The 16,934-nt window shown below is 57.4% G+C and carries 17 protein-coding genes; 10 read left to right on the top strand and 7 right to left on the bottom strand.

Annotated features, from left to right (window positions below):
- Positions 1-15: 15 nt before the first annotated feature.
- The 3 genes from MB02_RS10220 to MB02_RS10210 all read left to right on the top strand — a co-directional run bounded on the left by MB02_RS10220 (position 16) and on the right by MB02_RS10210 (position 4,150).
- On the top strand, positions 16-396 hold the full coding sequence (locus MB02_RS10220) for a Zn-ribbon domain-containing OB-fold protein (protein ID WP_067536640.1): 381 nt from the start codon (positions 16-18) through the stop codon (positions 394-396).
- Positions 393-1,544, top strand: coding sequence for a thiolase C-terminal domain-containing protein (locus tag MB02_RS10215; RefSeq protein WP_067536636.1), 1,152 nt, complete (start codon positions 393-395; stop codon positions 1,542-1,544). The genes MB02_RS10220 and MB02_RS10215 overlap by 4 nt, the downstream gene beginning before the upstream one ends.
- 149 nt (positions 1,545-1,693) lie before the next feature.
- Entirely contained in the window at positions 1,694-4,150 is a 2,457-nt protein-coding gene (locus tag MB02_RS10210) for a TonB-dependent receptor (protein ID WP_067536633.1), read from the top strand.
- Between the two features lie 82 nt (positions 4,151-4,232).
- On the opposite strand, the gene MB02_RS10205 is transcribed toward MB02_RS10210, so the two are convergent.
- Entirely contained in the window at positions 4,233-5,078 is an 846-nt protein-coding gene (locus MB02_RS10205; RefSeq protein WP_067536630.1) for an enoyl-CoA hydratase-related protein, read from the bottom strand.
- A gap of 179 nt (positions 5,079-5,257) precedes the next feature.
- Here MB02_RS10205 and MB02_RS10200 point away from each other — a divergent pair, with 179 nt between their 5' ends.
- Positions 5,258-6,352, top strand: a complete 1,095-nt coding sequence (locus tag MB02_RS10200; protein WP_067536627.1) for an amidohydrolase family protein — start codon at positions 5,258-5,260, stop codon at positions 6,350-6,352.
- Positions 6,353-6,550: 198 nt separating this feature from the next.
- Entirely contained in the window at positions 6,551-7,108 is a 558-nt protein-coding gene (locus MB02_RS10195) for a hypothetical protein (protein WP_156495479.1), read from the top strand.
- On the opposite strand, the gene MB02_RS10190 is transcribed toward MB02_RS10195, so the two are convergent.
- Genes MB02_RS10190 through MB02_RS10175 form a run of 4 tightly spaced genes read right to left on the bottom strand, consistent with a single transcriptional unit; the run spans position 7,088 to position 9,947 of the window.
- Positions 7,088-7,993, bottom strand: a complete 906-nt coding sequence (locus tag MB02_RS10190; RefSeq protein WP_067536620.1) for an SDR family NAD(P)-dependent oxidoreductase — start codon at positions 7,991-7,993, stop codon at positions 7,088-7,090. The genes MB02_RS10195 and MB02_RS10190 overlap by 21 nt on opposite strands.
- Positions 7,994-8,008: 15 nt before the next feature.
- Positions 8,009-8,326, bottom strand: coding sequence for a 2Fe-2S iron-sulfur cluster-binding protein (locus MB02_RS10185; protein ID WP_067536617.1), 318 nt, complete (start codon positions 8,324-8,326; stop codon positions 8,009-8,011).
- Positions 8,327-8,328: 2 nt separating this feature from the next.
- On the bottom strand, positions 8,329-8,796 hold the full coding sequence (locus tag MB02_RS10180; protein ID WP_067536613.1) for a MaoC family dehydratase: 468 nt from the start codon (positions 8,794-8,796) through the stop codon (positions 8,329-8,331).
- On the bottom strand, positions 8,796-9,947 hold the full coding sequence (locus tag MB02_RS10175; protein ID WP_067536610.1) for an acetyl-CoA C-acetyltransferase: 1,152 nt from the start codon (positions 9,945-9,947) through the stop codon (positions 8,796-8,798). The genes MB02_RS10180 and MB02_RS10175 overlap by 1 nt, the downstream gene beginning before the upstream one ends.
- Before the next feature lie 285 nt (positions 9,948-10,232).
- On the opposite strand from MB02_RS10175, the gene MB02_RS10170 reads away from it, so the two are divergent.
- Genes MB02_RS10170 through MB02_RS10160 form a run of 3 tightly spaced genes read left to right on the top strand, consistent with a single transcriptional unit; the run spans position 10,233 to position 12,481 of the window.
- Complete coding sequence (locus tag MB02_RS10170; protein ID WP_235829485.1) at positions 10,233-11,225, top strand: Rieske 2Fe-2S domain-containing protein; 993 nt, start codon at positions 10,233-10,235, stop codon at positions 11,223-11,225.
- A gap of 25 nt (positions 11,226-11,250) precedes the next feature.
- Positions 11,251-12,186 carry an alpha/beta hydrolase gene (locus tag MB02_RS10165; protein WP_170304693.1) on the top strand — a complete coding sequence of 312 codons (936 nt, stop codon included), beginning with the start codon at positions 11,251-11,253 and terminating at the stop codon, positions 12,184-12,186.
- Positions 12,170-12,481, top strand: a complete 312-nt coding sequence (locus tag MB02_RS10160) for a hypothetical protein (RefSeq protein WP_067536603.1) — start codon at positions 12,170-12,172, stop codon at positions 12,479-12,481. The genes MB02_RS10165 and MB02_RS10160 overlap by 17 nt, the downstream gene beginning before the upstream one ends.
- A 97-nt stretch (positions 12,482-12,578) precedes the next feature.
- Here the strand turns inward: MB02_RS10160 and MB02_RS10155 are convergent, their stop codons facing one another.
- Entirely contained in the window at positions 12,579-13,199 is a 621-nt protein-coding gene (locus MB02_RS10155; protein WP_170304692.1) for a TetR/AcrR family transcriptional regulator, read from the bottom strand.
- 459 nt (positions 13,200-13,658) lie between these two features.
- Here MB02_RS10155 and MB02_RS10150 point away from each other — a divergent pair, with 459 nt between their 5' ends.
- Together MB02_RS10150 and MB02_RS10145 are read left to right on the top strand one after the other, a co-directional pair.
- Positions 13,659-14,888 (top strand): CoA transferase, encoded by a 1,230-nt coding sequence (locus MB02_RS10150; RefSeq protein WP_082826105.1) that lies wholly within the window; start codon positions 13,659-13,661, stop codon positions 14,886-14,888.
- Complete coding sequence (locus MB02_RS10145; protein ID WP_067536601.1) at positions 14,882-16,234, top strand: amidohydrolase family protein; 1,353 nt, start codon at positions 14,882-14,884, stop codon at positions 16,232-16,234. The genes MB02_RS10150 and MB02_RS10145 overlap by 7 nt, the downstream gene beginning before the upstream one ends.
- Before the next feature lie 63 nt (positions 16,235-16,297).
- On the opposite strand, the gene MB02_RS17695 is transcribed toward MB02_RS10145, so the two are convergent.
- Positions 16,298-16,567, bottom strand: a complete 270-nt coding sequence (locus tag MB02_RS17695) for a hypothetical protein (RefSeq protein WP_156495477.1) — start codon at positions 16,565-16,567, stop codon at positions 16,298-16,300.
- Positions 16,568-16,934 lie beyond the last annotated feature (367 nt).

The following is a 16,934-nucleotide window of genomic DNA, read 5'->3' as shown; positions in this document are numbered from 1 at the left end:
ATTAAGAGGAGACAGATGATGTCGAAAGACGATGCCTTCTTTTGGGAAGGCGCGCAGGAAGGGCGTCTGCTGCTGCGCAGTTGCGCAAGCTGTGGCGAAATCGCCCATCCACCGTTGCCGATGTGCCCACATTGCCATGGTCTGGAATGGGGTACGGTCGAGGCCAGCGGGCGAGGGACAGTTTACGCGTGGCTTTGTTCGAAACATCCCAATCAGGCTGATGACAAAGGCCGGATCGTCGTGCTGGTCGATCTCGAAGAAGGTGTCCGATTGGTATCCAACCTGCTGGATACGGAAATCGACGAAGTAACGGCCGGGGCGCCTGTGGCAGTCACTTTTGTAGAAGTGGACGGACAGATTCTGCCCCAGTTCCGGATGACGGGAGACAGCGCATGAGCAAGATCAGCGATACTGCCATTGTCGGCATTGGGCAGACTGAATTCTCCAAGAATTCCGGGCGCAGCGAATTGCAACTCGCTGCCGAGGCAAGCTTGGCGGCCATTCAGGATGCAGGACTTACGCCTGACGACATCGACGGCATGGTGACGTTTACGCTCGACAGCAACGACGAGCTGGATCTGATGCGTACTCTGGGCATGACCGAGCTGAACTGGACCGCACGTGGTCCATTCGGGGGTGGTGCGTCGGCGGCTACAATCCAGCTTGCAGCAGCGGCGGTGGCTAGCGGCGCTGCGAAGGCGGTGCTGGTGTACCGGGCATTCAACGAGCGTTCGGGCCGTCGTTTCGGCCAACCCGATCCGAACGGATACACATCGACGGCAGCAGGCCCGGATTTTCACTTCAGTTATGGTCTGGATACACCTGCGAAAATCTATTCGCTGTGGTATCAAAGGTACCTGCTCAAATATGGTGTGACCAACGAGGATCTCGGGCGTTACGTCGTTACCGCGCGGGCACATGCCGCTACCAATCCGGCAGCCTGGTATTATGGCAAGCCGATTACTCTGGAAGATCACCAGACAAGCCGGTGGATCGTCGAGCCGGTGCTGCGTTTGCTGGACTGCTGCCAGGAATCCGATGGTGGGGTCGCAATGGTCGTTACGAGCGCGGACCGTGCGCGTGACCTTGCCCAGCCCGGTGTCCGGGTTGCTGCCGCCACCCAGTCGCATCGCAAGGGCGGCCTGATCATGTTCGACTATTACCGCGAGGATCTCTCGGAGTTCGAGGAAACCCGGACGATGACAGAACGGCTGTGGGCAGACAGCGGGCTGACGCAGAACGATATCGACGTCGCCATGATTTATGAGAATTTCTCCCCGGTGGTGTTCCTGACGCTCGAAGGGCATGGCTTCTGTAAACGAGGAGAAGCCAAGGATTTCATCAAGGACGGCCACATCGGCCTGTCGGGCTCCTTGCCGGTGAACACCAACGGGGGTCTTCTCGGAGAAGGCTACATCCACGGAATGAACAACATTCTGGAAGGCGTCCGCCAGGTACGCGGAACTGCGGCCAACCAGATCAAGGATGCAAAGCATGTGCTGGTTTCCGCCAGCAGAAGCGGGATGATTCTCGGCCCCCTGTAAATATCACTCTCAGGGTAAATCGACCTTTTTGTTCCTACGATGTCGTATTTCGATCCGGCGACAAACCGGCCTGGCCGTGTAACCTAAATTGTATTCGCATCGCGAAAAATCACCACAAAGAAATACTGCGAATGAGAAAGGGGAGGGAAATGAAAACACATCGGCGTGTATTGCTGTTGGCTGCCTCGATTTTGCCGTTCATGAGTGCAACACCTGTTATTGCGCAGGAGACAACCGATACGGCGGTGCGTGATGGCGCAGCTATTCAGGATATAGTCGTGACGGCACGCCGCCGCGAGGAAAGCCTGCAGGATGTACCTGTTGCGATCACTGCGCTGGGCAGTGATGAAATCCGTCAGCGGAATATTCAGACCGCCTCCGATTTGCAGCGCATTGTGCCATCGCTGACCATCGCCACGGCGATCAACCGCACCAGTGAATCATTCTCGTTGCGTGGCCTGGGGTCGAGTCAGGGGGCTTCCGTCGCCAGCACGGTGGTGAACTCGGTTCAGACCTACTTTAACGAGGTTCCGGGGCAGTCAGGCGTCGGCAGTTACTATGACATGCAAAACGTACAGGTGCTTAAGGGGCCTCAGGGTACGTTGTTCGGGCGTAATACCACTGGCGGTGCAGTACTGTTCGAGACACGGCGGCCCACCTATGAGTTGGATGGCTATCTCCAGATTCAGGGGGGATCGCATGATCTCTACGGGATCGAAGGTGCGCTCAACATACCGATCGTTCCGGATGTGCTGGCAGTGCGCGTCGCCGGTACCGCTTACCATCGTGACGGATTTACGAAGAACTACGCGCAAGCGATCGATACTGCGACGAATACGTTCACATCGCTCGGTACGCAGAAGCTGGATGACCGAAAGTACTGGAGCGGGAGAATATCGGTTCTCTTCGAGCCCGTTCCGGAATTTCGCAATACCACCATCTACAATTATTTCGAAACGAACCGGAATGGTGACGGCGCGGTTCTGCGGGCATTTAACCGTGATGCGGTGTTCGCTGCCGATCTTCGGGGTGTTCTCCCGCAGTCGGCAATCGATGCGTTCGGGTTGAATAATCCCCTGCCGCTGACTTTGGCGGGTGGGCCGTCGACCGCGGGTCTGTCCAGCGATTTCACCAATACCATTCTTGCTGCCAAGGCCGCGGGACGCTTCAGCTTCTTTTCGGATGCAACGCTAGAAGCCGTTCTGGCGCAGCAGCAGGCTTGTGGCATACGTTGCACCTTCACGGGTTTCCTGCAGAATTATCATGCGCGGACGCAAATTTTCGCGAACCTGACCGACTGGGATGTTTCCGACGGAATCACATTGCGCAACATCTTCGGATACAATCGCCAGGACACGCGCTACGCGTTCGATTATGACGGAACGCCGCTGACTTTTCTGGGGGTCGCCAATACCAAGGCCGATGGCCGGGTTCTCTCGCAAGAGAACATCAGCAATGAGTTCCAGATCCAGGGGCGCACTTCAGGTCTGAACTATGTGCTTGGTGCGTTTGCCGAATGGAACAGTCCGGCTGGTTTTTCCCAGACGCGATCCGCAACAATCGGTGGCGTAAATCTGGTGCGTCCGCGGGCGCGGGGCCATACTTACGCCTTGTTCGCGCAGGCAACGGTAAATCTCGACTCTTTCGTCGAAGGATTGAAGTTCACTGCCGGCGGCCGATACACTTGGGACAAGCGGTCGGGCACGGCGCAGCAGTTCAACGCCGTTTCAGGGCTATGCAGCCAGGGCGGAGCGCCGGGCAATGGTACGCCGTTCGACGATGCCACCTGCCGCGTCGACCGCTCGGCCAAGTTCAAGCAGCCTACTTGGACGCTGTCTTTCGACTATCAGGCATCCGACAACGTATTGATCTATCTGGCATCGCGCCGGGGCTACAAGCCAGGAGGGTTCAACTTCGCAGTCCCATCTGCCGAATATCTCACATATGGGCCTGAAAAAGTTACGGATCTGGAATTCGGTACGAAAGCTGACTGGTATCTCGGTGGTGATGCCGAATTACGCACCAACATCTCGCTCTATCGCAGCTGGTACAACGACATCATTCAGAGCTTTGGCACCGCAATAAATGGCCAGGCCCTGACGGTTCTTATCAACGGTGGCAGTGCCGACATCAAGGGCGCGGAGCTGGAAGCAACTCTGGTCCCGACCCCTGGCTTGTCCATTTCCGGCTTCTACAGCTACACCGATGCGAAACTGAAGGATTCCTCGACGGTTTTTGGCTATGTGCCCAAGCACAAGTTCAATATCTCCATGAGATATGAACTGCCGGTGGCTGAAAGCCTCGGGAAGATCATACCCAGCCTGTCATACTCTCATCAAAGCGGGATGTGGGGCAGCCCCCTTCCGCTGGAGCCATACAATCGTCTGCCGGGCTTCGGCACTTTGGACCTCCGCCTTGATTGGAACGGGATCGCAGGTTCCTCTTTCGATGCGTCCATCTTCGCAACGAATGTCACCAACAAGAACTATGTCCAGGGCCGTTTGACGACATTTAGCTCGTTGGGTCTGGTCGCGGATACATGGGGTGAGCCGCGGATGATCGGTGCCCAGCTTCGTTATCGGTTCGGAACTTCAGCGAACCGATAAGCTCCAGCCAACTCAATCTCCCATTGGGGGGCAGGCTTCGCATCGCCTGCCTCCCTTTTTTGATGTGAAAATCTGGCGGTGATTACAGGAGTTCTTGCCAGAAGGGTGGCAGGTCCTTCGGGACCTGGCTTGAGAAGACGGGCGGACGTTTTTCGAAGAAGCTTGTCACGCCTTCTGCTGCGTCGGGCGCTTGGCCAAGATGATAGATGGTCCGGCTTTCCAGCGCATGGGCCATCTCGGGCTCAGGAGTTGTCAGGCCATCCCACAGCATCCTGCGTGAAAGCGTGACGCAAGCAGGGGAACTGGCCGCGATTTCGCCGGCAAGGTCTCGGGCAGCCGGCAGAAGCTCGTCAGTGGAATGAATCGAACGAACCAGTCCGGCTGAGTGGGCGCTTTGCGCGGAGAGCATTCGGCCCGTGGCGCACCATTCGATTGCGGTCGATATGCCGACGATGCGGGGCAGGAACCAGCTCGATGCGGCTTCCGGTACGATGCCACGCTGCGCAAACGGGAAACAGATACGTGCGTTGTCTGCAATCAGGCGAATATCCATCGGCAACGTCATTGTAATGCCGACCCCGATCGCCGGTCCGTTGATTGCCGCAATGACAGGTTTCAATGAACGATAAATACGCAGGGACAGACGCCCGGCATCATCCCGCCAGGCAAGTTCCTTTTCCTTGTCGTCCGGGTCGCAGAAGTCGAAAGTGGCGGTTCCTCCCTCGACCATGTCTGCCCCTGCACAGAATGCCCTTCCGGCGCCGGTGACAATCACTGCGCGAATGTCTGGGTCGGCATCTGCCATATCGAACGCGGCCGTCAGTTCGGCGAACATTTCGGCGTTATATGCGTTCAGGCGTTCCTGCCGATCGAGCGTGATAGTCAATACATGCGTATCGACCGCGCAACTGATTGTATGAGTTTCCAAATCGTATCTCCTTGATCTTCCGCTCCCAGGATCGTGCGTTGTGGAGCGAAGATCAAAGCAGAATGGCGCGTGTAGAATTTTACCCGAGCCCAGTCACCTTCTGCCATGTCGTCAGAGATGAGATCTTCGTAAGTATTACAAGAAGAGTGCAATACGTACTGCGTCTTGGAGAGGATATTATGGCAACTAACGCAGCCGAAAAACTGATCTCGGTTGATTCTCATGTGTACTATACCGATGAATGGGTCACCGAGCGTCTGCCCGAGCGTTTGCGTGAGCGCTGGGTCGAAGGCCGTAAACTGCATGAGCAGCGTGAACTGGATCGCCGCGGGGGCTTCATTCCCGACATCAACGATCTCATGGATCCAATCGCCTGGAACGATCCGGGCCACTATGCCCCGGATGCCAAGCTGAAAGCGATGGATCGCGATGGCGTGTTTGCAGAGGTCATATTCCCCGAAGTGGGCGGCGCTAAAATGTGTAGCCCCGACATCATGGGCGATGACTGGCAGGCTATGCTGTCAGGCTTCAATGATGCGATTGCTGACTTTGCCTCAATCGATACCGAACGGTTGATGTGCGCCTATCAGTTGCTGCCGCATGATATCGAAGGTTCGGTCAAGGAAGTCGAGCGGGTTGCCCAACGCGGCGCGCGGTGCGTCCAGTTGCCGCCGTTCCCGACGGAGCTTGGCCTGCCCGATTATTTCGATGCGCGCTATGATCCGCTGTGGAGCGTGCTGTCTGAAACCGGCATCACGGTACTCAATCATCTCGATCAGAATGCCAAAAGCTACGAGTTGATACAGCGGGACCCAACACCGATGAAGGGCGTTGCCCTTGGTTTGCCGGGCTTCCAGCTTGCGGAAACGCTCTGCTTCTGGATCTTGTCGGGCACTCTTGAACGTTTCCCGAAGCTCAAGGTGTTGTTTGTTGAGCCGGGTCTTGGTTGGTTGCCGTTCCTGTTCGACACAATTCTGGACGGGCGCATCCTGCAGGGACATTACAAGTTCCCCGCTCTGAAAATGCTCCCCAGCGAATATTTCAAACGGCAGATGGGCGCCACGTTCATGTACGAGCCGCTAGGCCTCAAATATTGTTACGAATATTTTGGCCCGGATTGCTTGTATTGGTCCACCGATTTCCCGCATCCGGCAACGTCATGGCCGAACTCGCGCGAATTGATGGAAAAGCAATTCGCAGCCGCAGGTGTCTCTGACGATGATCGCCGCAAGATCACTTGCGAAAACGGCCTCAAGATGTTTGCTCTTGCGTAAGAGAAGGTGTCTTGCCCCCGCCTGCCAATGGGTGGGGGCAAGCTTGGCCCGATGACGGCCCGATCCAGTTCAGTTGATTGAAAAAGCGCGCCAATGACCCATGAAACCAGGTCAAGCCGTTCGCCTGGGCGCCCGAGACTGCTTACCCTTGATCGCATTGTCGATGTGGCAGCTGGCATAGCCCCCGAAGATCTCAGTATGAAGCGTGTGGCGGAGGCGCTCGGTGTCGGAATTGCTACGCTCTATGATTATGTCCAAGGCCGGAGCGAGCTGGTCCAGCTTGCGGTCGCGCGGCGCGTTGAGACACTGCCGTTGGCAGTTGATCGCGGACAGGGCTGGGAAGACTATCTCTTCGATTATGCCGGTTCGCTGCAAACCCTGATGGTCGACAATCCGGGAGTGCTGGAGCAATTTGTTTTCAGCGGGTTCGGTCTTGAGGCTGAGGCCAGAATTTCAGGTCGCCTCATGCTGGCATTGGTGAAGCGGGGGTTTGCACCTGCCGAAGCGGTGAAACTGTCTCGTGCCGCTGGATATATCGCGGTCGGTGCCGCTGTATGTATCCGGCGGGTGAACAATACCCAGACGGATTGGGGTAACGAGGCCCTGGACGGCATTGATGAGGAAGGCTTGGAGCTGCTTTCCGAGCAACGAGACCTTTACACGAAGGGGCTGGGCGATCTGGCGAAAGAAATGCTGCGTCCGCTGGTTGACGAGACTGCAAAAAAGCGTGGCAGATTATCGCGATCCGGAACCTAGATTCAGTGCGCTTGCCCGCTTGCCGAGCTGATACTCTGGCGGCTCCATGGCATTTGATGGCATGAAGGCATCGGTCGGGTCGCATATCTCGTCAAAGCGCGCCGATATCTGGTCAGCCATGGTGGACGGATCGCCTGTCAGGTGGATCCCGCGAGACATGGAAATGGTTGCCACTTCGAAACTGCCTGCGCCGGCGATGAGCATACAGCGGTTTGGTGCATCACGCGATGCAAGGAACAGCGCCGCAGGTGAGACGAGGTCCGGCGAGAGTGCGTCGAGCATATCCGGGGAAAGGATATCAGCGGTCATACGGGTGGCGGCCGACGGTACGAGGCTGTTGACGCGGATATCCGCCTTTGCCCCTTCGATACCCAGCGTCTGCATCAGGCCTATTTGTGCCATCTTTGCGGCGCCATAATTGGACTGGCCGAAGTTACCGAACAGGCCGGAAGCAGAGCCGGTCATGACGATGCGGCCATAATTGCGCTCTCGCATCGGATCCCACACAGCCTGAGTGCAGTTGAAAGCCCCGGTCAGATGGACATCGATGACATCGCTGAAATCCTGCTGGCCAAGCTTGGCAAAACTCCTGTCCCGCAGGATGCCCGCATTATTGACCAGAGCGTCGATCCGTCCCCAGCGGGACAACACATCCGCTACTGTCGCGTCGATTGCAGGGCGATCGGTAACCGAGGCGTGGTTGACCAGAGCCTGCCCGCCCGTAGCGTGAATCTCTCCGACGACATCGGCGGCTGGATCGTCGCTTTCGCCGGGCAAATCGACGACGACGACGCGGGCCCCCGCGCGGGAAAAAGCGAGTGCGTGAGAACGTCCGAGACCGCGTCCGCCGCCCGTGACAATCACGACCTGATCGGTAAAATCCATGGGTACACCCCTATTTTAGAATTGCGGGCCGATTTCGATGGAGAGGCCGGCTGTCTCTGGCCCCAGGACGATCTGGCAGGAAAGACGGGAATTCGGACGGACTTCGACGATGTCGCCCAGGGCTTCGATCATGTCGGCCTCGTCCTCACTGGGCGCGGGGAGCGGGTGATTGCTTCGCACGTAGATGTGGCAGCTGCCACACGATGACATGCCCCCGCATGTACCGGCCACACCGAGCCCTTCCTCACGCAGCAGGCGCATCAGCATTGTTCCATCTGGGGCTTCCAGCGTGTGCACGCCGCCGTCGCGATCCTGTACTTCTATCTTTGGCATAATTAGCTGGCGACAACGTAACGGGCGAGGGAGTCTCCCACGCAGGCGGGTTTGTCGCTCCCTTCGATTTCGATCGTCAGACGCAGGATCAGCTGGACCGCGCCTTTCTTTTCCTCGACGGAAAATATCTCGCCTCGCGCACGCACGCGTGACCCGGCGCGGACAGGTGTGAGAAAGCGCACCCTGTCGACTCCGGCATTGATCCCCATGGCGGCCCCGTTCACCGTGATCAGCTGCGGGATAAAGTAGGCGAACAGGCCAAGTGTCAGGAAACCGTGGGCAATGGTCCCGCCAAAGACGCTCGATGCCGCGCGCTCGGCATCGACATGAATCCACTGCCGGTCTTCGGTCGCCTCGGCGAAGGTGTCGATCCGATCCTGTCCGATCGTGAACCATTCAGTTACGCCAAGATCGGTTCCTTCCTGCCCGAGCAGCGCATTCGGTGTCTCGAAAACAGTGGGATTGTCCATCACAGCCGCTCGATGATCGTCACATTGGCAAGGCCGCCGCCTTCGCACATGGTCTGCAGGCCATATTTCCCGCCTGTGCGTTCCAGTTCGGCCAGCATTGTCGTCATCAGCCGGACGCCTGTCGCCCCCAGCGGGTGCCCGAGAGCGATTGCACCACCATTTACGTTGGTCTTTTCGTGAGGGATGCCAAGTTCCTGCATCCATGCCATGGGGACACTCGCGAAGGCTTCATTGCATTCGAACAGGTCGATGTCGTCCACCGTCAGGCCGGATTTTTCGAATGCATAGCGTGTTGCCGGAATCGGTGCGGTCAGCATCCATACCGGATCGTCACCACGCACGGTCATATAGTGAATGCGCGCCCGGGGTTTCAGACCATGTTCGCGCACGGCTTTTTCGGACGCTATCAGCATTGCTGCAGAAGCGTCCGCATTCTGGCTCGCGATGCCGGCATGAATGCGGCCCCCTTCGCGCAGAGTCTTGAGGCTGGCCATTTTTTCCAGGGTGGTATCCGGTCGTACCGTTTCATCCTGGGTAAAATCACCGACTGGCGTGATCTGACTCTTGAACCGGCCTTCACGGATGGCCGTATCGGCGCGCTGGTGAGAGGTCAGTGCGAACTGTTCCATTTCTTCCCGCGTGATATTCCAGCGTTCCGCGATAAGCTCCGCAGAACGATACTGGTTCACTTCCTCGTCTCCATATCGCGTTGTGAAGCCCGTCGATCCGGAAAAGGGATCGTCGAAGCCGAATGCGTTCCCTGCGGCCATCGATGCCAGAATCGGGATGGCATTCATCTGTTGCACCCCGCCTGCAATGACGAGATCTTGCTGACCGCTCATGACGCCAAATGCGGCGAAGTGGACGGCCTGCTGCCCCGATCCGCACTGCCGGTCGATGGCGACAGCAGGGATCGCCTCGGGCAGACCGGCTGCGAGCCAGCAGGTACGCGCAAGGTTGCCTGCGTTCGGGCCGATGGCCTCGAGCACGCCGAAGATTACGTCGTCGACCTGCTCCGGGTCGATTCCAGTCCGTTCGATGATCGCCCGAAGCGGTACGGCGCCCAGATCGGCAGGGTGCATTGTGGAGAGCGAGCCCTTCTTGCGCCCCAAAGGCGTACGTACGGCGTCGATGATATAAGCTTCAGGCATGCGGTGTCCGCTCCTCCTTCCAATGGTGCGGGCTGGTTAAGCTCCGGATGTGTCGGGAGGAAAGACCATGACGACATGGAGTCTCTTTCCGTACCACCTTTGGAAGATTTTGGTCCGCCTGAGTGGCGGCTGAATGGGATAGGTATTTGGGGGAGTCACAAATTGGCTCCCTGGCTGGGTGCAAATGCTATTTCCGAGGCTTGTCCGGTATTTCGCAGGTACCTACCCCAAGGGAGCAAGCCCAATCTGAATGGGCATCCTGAGAGGTTCGCGATGAATGAAGTAATGACAATTGAGCGCATCCAGACCAGCAAGGAACTGGAGCGTTGCCCTTTCCCGATTCCCTATGGTTGGTTCATGATCGAAGAGTCGGCCAAGCTGCCGGTTGGCGAGATCCGCAATATTCAGGCATTCGATCAGGAATGGGTGCTGTTCCGCGGAGAGAGCGGCAAGGTAGGTCTGAGCGACCCGTTCTGTCCGCACCTCGGGGCACATCTCGGTCATGGCGGGGTGGTCGACGGCGACAATATTCGTTGCCCGTTCCATCACTGGGAATTCGACGCAGACGGTTGGTGCAAGGCCATTCCCTACGCAAAAATCATGCCCGGTCTCGCCCGGAAGCGGCCGGTCCTGCGCACTTTGCCGGTAGAGGAACGTTACGGCGCCATCTTCGCCTGGTATCATCCCGATGGCGTCGATCCCCTCTTCCCGCTGCCGACCGTTCCTGAATTCGAGGCTGACGACAGGATCGAAACCAGGCGGGGGCAGTGGAACATCGGCACGGCCATTCAGGAAATCGGCGAAAACGGTGTCGATTACGCGCATTTGCGCTTCCTCCATGGTTCCCCGATCATTCCGGAGGGGGTCGCAAAGGCTGACGATTACAAGTTCTCCGTCGATATCGGCGATGGCTTCATCACGGGCGAGCATCACGGGCCCGGCATCCAGGTGATGCGGTTCAACAAAGATGGCGTCACCATGGTGATGTTCTCGACCCCTCTGCCTGTTGATCGGGAAATGACACTTTCACGCATGGCGTTCACGTTCCGCGATTACGCGGAAGGGAGTACTGAAAGGGGCATCGCCGAACATCTCTATGCTCACTCGATCGGTGCGGCTGAGGGTGAGGAATCGGCTGGCTTTGAATCGGTCGATTTGATCGTGTGGGATAACAAGAAGTATCGCCCGCAACCTCTCCTGTGTGACGGTGACGGCCCGATCCTGATGTGGCGCGAATGGTTCGCCCAATTCTATGCGAGCGAGAATGCAGCAGCCTGACCGCCTTGTGATGGAGGGCGCTTGCATGACGTCGGAGCGCCATGAGGTTACGATTGGACGCTTGTGTCCGGATGGAGAGACGATTTCCATCGCCTTCGAACTTCATTCTCCAACCCGGCCAGCGAAACAGCCTCTGATGCTGTTTTGTACGCCGGGCGGGGGGATGCGGCGTGGCTATTACGATCTCGATGGTGGCCCCGGGACGGAATTCAGTTTCGCCCGGGCCATGACGCAGGGAGGCCATTACGTGTTGGCGCTCGATCCGGTTGGCGTGGGTGAGAGCACACGACCGGAGGACGGCTTCACGCTTGGTGTGCCGGATATGGCTGATGCCAACCGCTTGCTGCTTGCTCACCTTCGCAGGGGCGAGGCAATCGGAAGCGATCTGGCGAAATTGCCGGTGGTGGGAGTCGGACATTCGGCAGGCGCGATTCTGACTGTCATGGCGCAAGCGCGCGGGGCATCTTTTGATGCCTTGTTGCTGCTCTGTTTCGGTGACGGAGGTATGCCGGAGATTCTGAACGAGGTAGAGAAGGCTGCAGCCGTCGATCCTGATTTTGGGGTTGGCCGTGTCGTGGAGCTTGCGCGTGCGCGTTTCGCGGATAGCGGTTATATTCCGACGATCGCACGCGATAGTGACAAGGCTGCCGCCCGTGCCTTGCTTGCCGTTCATGATACGCTGGTTGCCAATCTGGGGCAGTTTGCGATCCTGCCCGGTAATGTGCGTAAAGAACTGGCCGCGATTGACGTTCCGGTGATGGTCGCGGTGGGTGATCGCGATATGACGGGGCCGCCGCATCTGCTCGCACAGCGGTATGAGAATGCGCATGATTTTACGTTGTATGTGCTTGAAACATCAGGCCACCACTTGTTCGTAGCCTCCTCCGCAGCGCAATTCTTCACGCGCACGGCACATTGGCTTGATGGAGTAGCAGGAGTATTGAATGCCAAGACACGTTAAGGCTGGAATGAAATTGCGCAGTGCCGTGTGCGATACCCAGATCATGACCTTGAAAGCACCGGCTCGCGAGATCGATATCCGGATCGGCGGCGCGCCAGCGCTATTGCCGGATGAAGAAGGCGAAAGCACGGGGCTCGATCCAAAGTTCGCGGAAGGTACGCTCGCCGGCAAGCGTTATGTCGATGCTGACGAAACGATGGAATTCCTCTGCACCAAAGCCGGCCAGGGGACCGTCAGTGTGGATGGCGTTGCGTTGGCGGTGAAACTACCAAAGGCTTTGCCATCGTCCGATTGAGGCACTTGCCGGCTGAAGCTACCCATAAAGGGACTGATGAAGCCCCTTTATGGGCCTTTCGGTGTAGCGAGGGCGCGATTTATTCGATGCGCGGGGATTATTGGGCGAATGCTCCTTTCACCAGGGACAGGATGTTTTGCCCAATTTCTCGCGGTGAAGATCCGCCATCGACTTTGTACCAGATCGGAATGCTGTTGAGCATGCCCAGGATGAGATTTGCCAGGACGCGCTGATCGGTTCCGTCGGGTGTGTTGAACGCGGAAAGCAGTGAAGTGAAGCGGCGCTCATATTCATTGCGATGAGAAATCAGTGAGGCGCGCGCGGTGTCGCTAATTTCTGGCGGGAGAGTGAGCATGACCAATACCTGAAAACCTTCCCGATCCAGCAATGCCTCGACATGGGCCAATATTGCGGCGGTGAAGCGTACCCAGGGTTCTTCAATATCCTCGATTGCGGCATCGACTGCCCTTTGGATCTTGGCGACGCTCTCGCTGACAACGGAAACGAGCAAGTCCTCTTTGGAGCTGAAATGATGGTATAGCGACGCGGGCATGATCCCGACCTCCGCCGCGATGTCTCGCATCGAGCTGGCCTCATACCCGCGTGTTGCGAACAAGATGCTTGCCACCTGCGTTATATATTCACGCCGGGCAAAGTTACGCGCACGGGGTTTTATTTGTTTATTTACAAGGGTATTTTCTTTGATTTTTGGCTTCACGATAAAAATTCTCGTAATTTGATTAGCAGTGAAACTGGTGTTTGTTTAAGTATTCGCTCCTACCCTGTCGTTTCATATCACCGTGCCACTCTGGGATGTTGCCGGAACGTGCCACCGCGCAGATGCTCGCCAAGTTGATGATATTGAGCGCTGCGAGTTATTCGGTTCGGTGAACTCTCGATAAAAAACGAGCGGAACGCAGCAAGGCTGCGGCATATATCTGATCGCACATCTTGACTGGAACATATTCGCTTATCAAACGATCGTTAGATTGGTTTTGCGCCAAAGAAAAGGGTTGGTTTCCGTCAATGATCCTCTCAAATCTTGTCACGAAGCGGAGTAAGAAACGGACCAGTGGCCGTATGTCTTGGCTTGAGTGCAGTTGTGAGAGGTTGCGAAATGGGAAAGGCCCTGCACGGATCATAGGCAGAGCGTTTTTAGCCTTCGACGTGGCGGATCATGTCTAAACTCGGGGAGCAAAACGGCGATCATCCGGCTCTTGCCTGGCGAAGGTCGGGTCTGATGGCGATAACTGGCCGCCCGGATGGAGATGAACTGGTCTATCCCGCCGCGATTACGACAGTGGCCAACAATGCTTTGAATGGCTTGAAGAGGCTGGCTCGCGATCCATCAGGTTTACCGGCGAACGGTGCGTTGCTCCTGGGCGAGAGGTCACGTTTACTCGGGCTCAAAAAAGGTGGGCGGATGTCCGCCAACGGTTCCTGCTGTCTGCTCGATGCGTATGACGGGCGAATTGCGCTCAACCTCGCGCGCGCGGATGATTGGGACTTACTTCCAGCCCTCCTCGATGGAGAATGTCCGGACAATTGGCAAAAGCTTGCAGCGGCCATTCATGTACGCTCTGTGGCGGCCTTGGTTGAGCGGGGAATGGAATTGGGTTTGCCCATTGCGGCAGAGCGGATGCCTTACGCCGCAGAACCATGGACGTTCAGCTCAGCTGGTACGACGCGCGGGAGAACGACGCCGTTGGTAGTCGATCTCTCCTCTCTCTGGGCCGGGCCGCTGGCTGCGTCCTTGCTGGGGGCGATGGGGGCAAAGGTCATCAAGGTTGAAAGTATCGCGCGCCCGGATGGGGCGCGGCGAGGCAATCGGCAATTCTATGATCTGCTCAATGCTGAAAAGGCCAGTGTCGCGCTGGACTTTGACTCCGTGTCAGGCCGCAGGCAACTGCGCAATCTGATCGACAGCGCCGATATCGTTATCGAGGGATCGCGGCCACGCGCACTCAGGCATCTTGGGATCAATGCAGAAGAACTGGTGGCTCAGGGGATGATCTGGGTCTCCATTACCGCGCACGGTCGCTACGGAAAGGCGGGCGAGCGGATCGGATTTGGTGACGATGCTGCGATTGCCGGAGGCATCTCCGCATTTATGGGGGCGTATTGGGGCATTCCCATGTTTGCGGGAGATGCGATTGCGGACCCCTTGGCTGGTCTGCATGCCGCATTGGCAGCCTGGACTTGTTGGAGCAAAGGTTCCGGTGGGTTGATTTCCGTCTCCTTGGCGGATGGGGTGCGGCACGCCCTGCATTATCATGCGGCCGCTGCAGAAGAGCTTCCGCACTGGCAAGCCATGGCTCAACATGATGCGGCACCTATGTATCCCATGCGCTCATCTCCTTCCGCGCGAGCTCTGGGGGCCGATAACGACAGTGTTCCAGCATGCTGATACGCAACGCAGAGGTGAAGGGCTGCCGGCGGGACGTCCGTATCGAAGCGGGAAAAATCGCCAGCATCGCCCCTGCCTTGTCTCCGCTTGCCGCCGAAGTGATTGTGAATGCTGGAGGTGGAGCATTACTTCCCGGCCTTGTCGATAATCACTGTCATTTGATGGCGACTGCCGCCGCGCTGCAATCGATCCCTTGCGGCCCGCCTGATGTGCGGGATGGGCCATCATTGGCAGAAGCGTTGCTTACTACGCCGGGAAGCGGGTGGTTGAGGGGCATCGGTTATCATGAATCCGTCGCTGGTGAGATCGATCGCCAATGGCTGGATCTCCATGGCCCGCGCCGGCCGGTTCGCATTCAACATCGCAGTGGACGAATGTGGATTCTGAACAGTGCGGCTCTGGATTGCCTTGGGGACAGGGCACCGGCCGATGGCAGATTGCTTGACCGGGACGACTGGCTGCAGGCCAGGCTGCGTAAGCAACCGTTGGATCTCGCGGAGGTCGGACGGCGTCTGGCCGCTCGCGGTGTCACCAGCATAACCGATGCGACGGTGCGAAACGGACCGGAAGAATACGAGACACTGGCGACTGCGGGCCTGCCACAGCGGCTTGTTGTTATGGGACAAATGAGCTTGGCTGGTCAAAGGCCGCTCCACCGGGCACGGGTGGGGGCGCACAAGCTTCATTTCCACGATCACGACCTGCCGCCACTGGAAGATGTCGTACGTGCCGTAGGTGTGGCGCATGACGATGGACGCGTCGTTGCGGCGCACTGCGTGACTTATGCGGAGCTGGCTTGGACGCTGAGTGCGATCGAGGAGGCAGGGGCTCTTGCCGGCGACCGTATCGAACACGGTGCGCTCATCGACGATCATTTCGCGGAGTGGATCGCCAGGCTGGGTTTGACGGTCGTCACGCAACCGCACTTTCTGGCGGAACGGGGCGATGCCTATCGTCTGGATGTTCCGTCGGGCGATCATCCTCGGCTCTATCGTCTGGGAGGGCTGATGCGCCAAGGCATTCCACTGGCCGGAGGAAGCGATGCACCCTTTGGCGGACTTGATCCGTGGCTTTCCGTCGCAGCAGCCGTCAATCGGCCTCACGGCTTCGGGAATGACGAAATGCTCTTGCCAGATGCGGCATTGGCAATGTGGACCGGACACCCCGATGATCCTGGGGGGGCATCAAGAATGGTCGAGGAGGGAGAGGTAGCTGATCTCTGTCTCCTCGATCGAGGTTGGGACAAGGCTGGCCGTGATCCTGCCGCGGTTGCGGTCGACCTGACGGTTGTCGGGGGCGAGATCGTTCATCAGGAAACTGCAATCGCCGCGCAATCAAACATCTGAACGGTATGCAATTCTCATCATTTTATCACGTGCAATAACAGCGTGGGATAGACAGGCGTTCGATCACGGACACGGCAAAGTCGGACAAGGATCTGTTTCATCCATTAATTCAAGTGGTTCAGCTTCGGCGGCATCAAGCTTTTTCATTTTCTTTCGATGCTGCTGGCCTGGTTGGGGCTTTCCAGTTTCGGTCGAAGCAGCAGCATCCTGTTGGCGGCTAGTTGCTGCTGCACTGGTGTCCGAGTTGGATAGTGACGGCTGCGCTATGGCATTGCTGGCCCCGAATAGTGCTGCTGCCATAAAGGTGAGAATCGAATAGTCTGTCTTTTTCAAAGCTTCCTCCCCTTTTGAGGGTCCAGCCATATTTCTTCCAATATGAGTCCCTCGTGAATGTCATGAGGGAATGGGAAGAACACTATTCTATTGACCTGTGAAATGTTTTGCCGTGCCATCTGCCCGGGCAGGTGTCTTTTTGATTATATGAAGTGCTTTTGATTTTATAGTTTAGCCGTATAGATATTTGAAACGTCATGCTTGCGTATGACATGCTGGCCAGATCATCCTCTGAGATGAGCGATGCACGCCCCAGTGTTCGGTCGAGGCAGGAGCGCCAAATGCTGCGCACAATTTTTGCAGCAATCTGCATCTGCAAACGATGCTTGCCGAGCTTTCTGACGGGGACGCCGACCTTTCGATCAGG

Source organism: Croceicoccus estronivorus (assembly GCF_001625325.1).
Classification (GTDB): Bacteria; Pseudomonadota; Alphaproteobacteria; order Sphingomonadales; family Sphingomonadaceae; genus Caenibius; species Caenibius estronivorus.
Note: the sequence above shows the minus strand (reverse complement) of the source record. Positions and strands in the feature narration are given on the sequence as shown.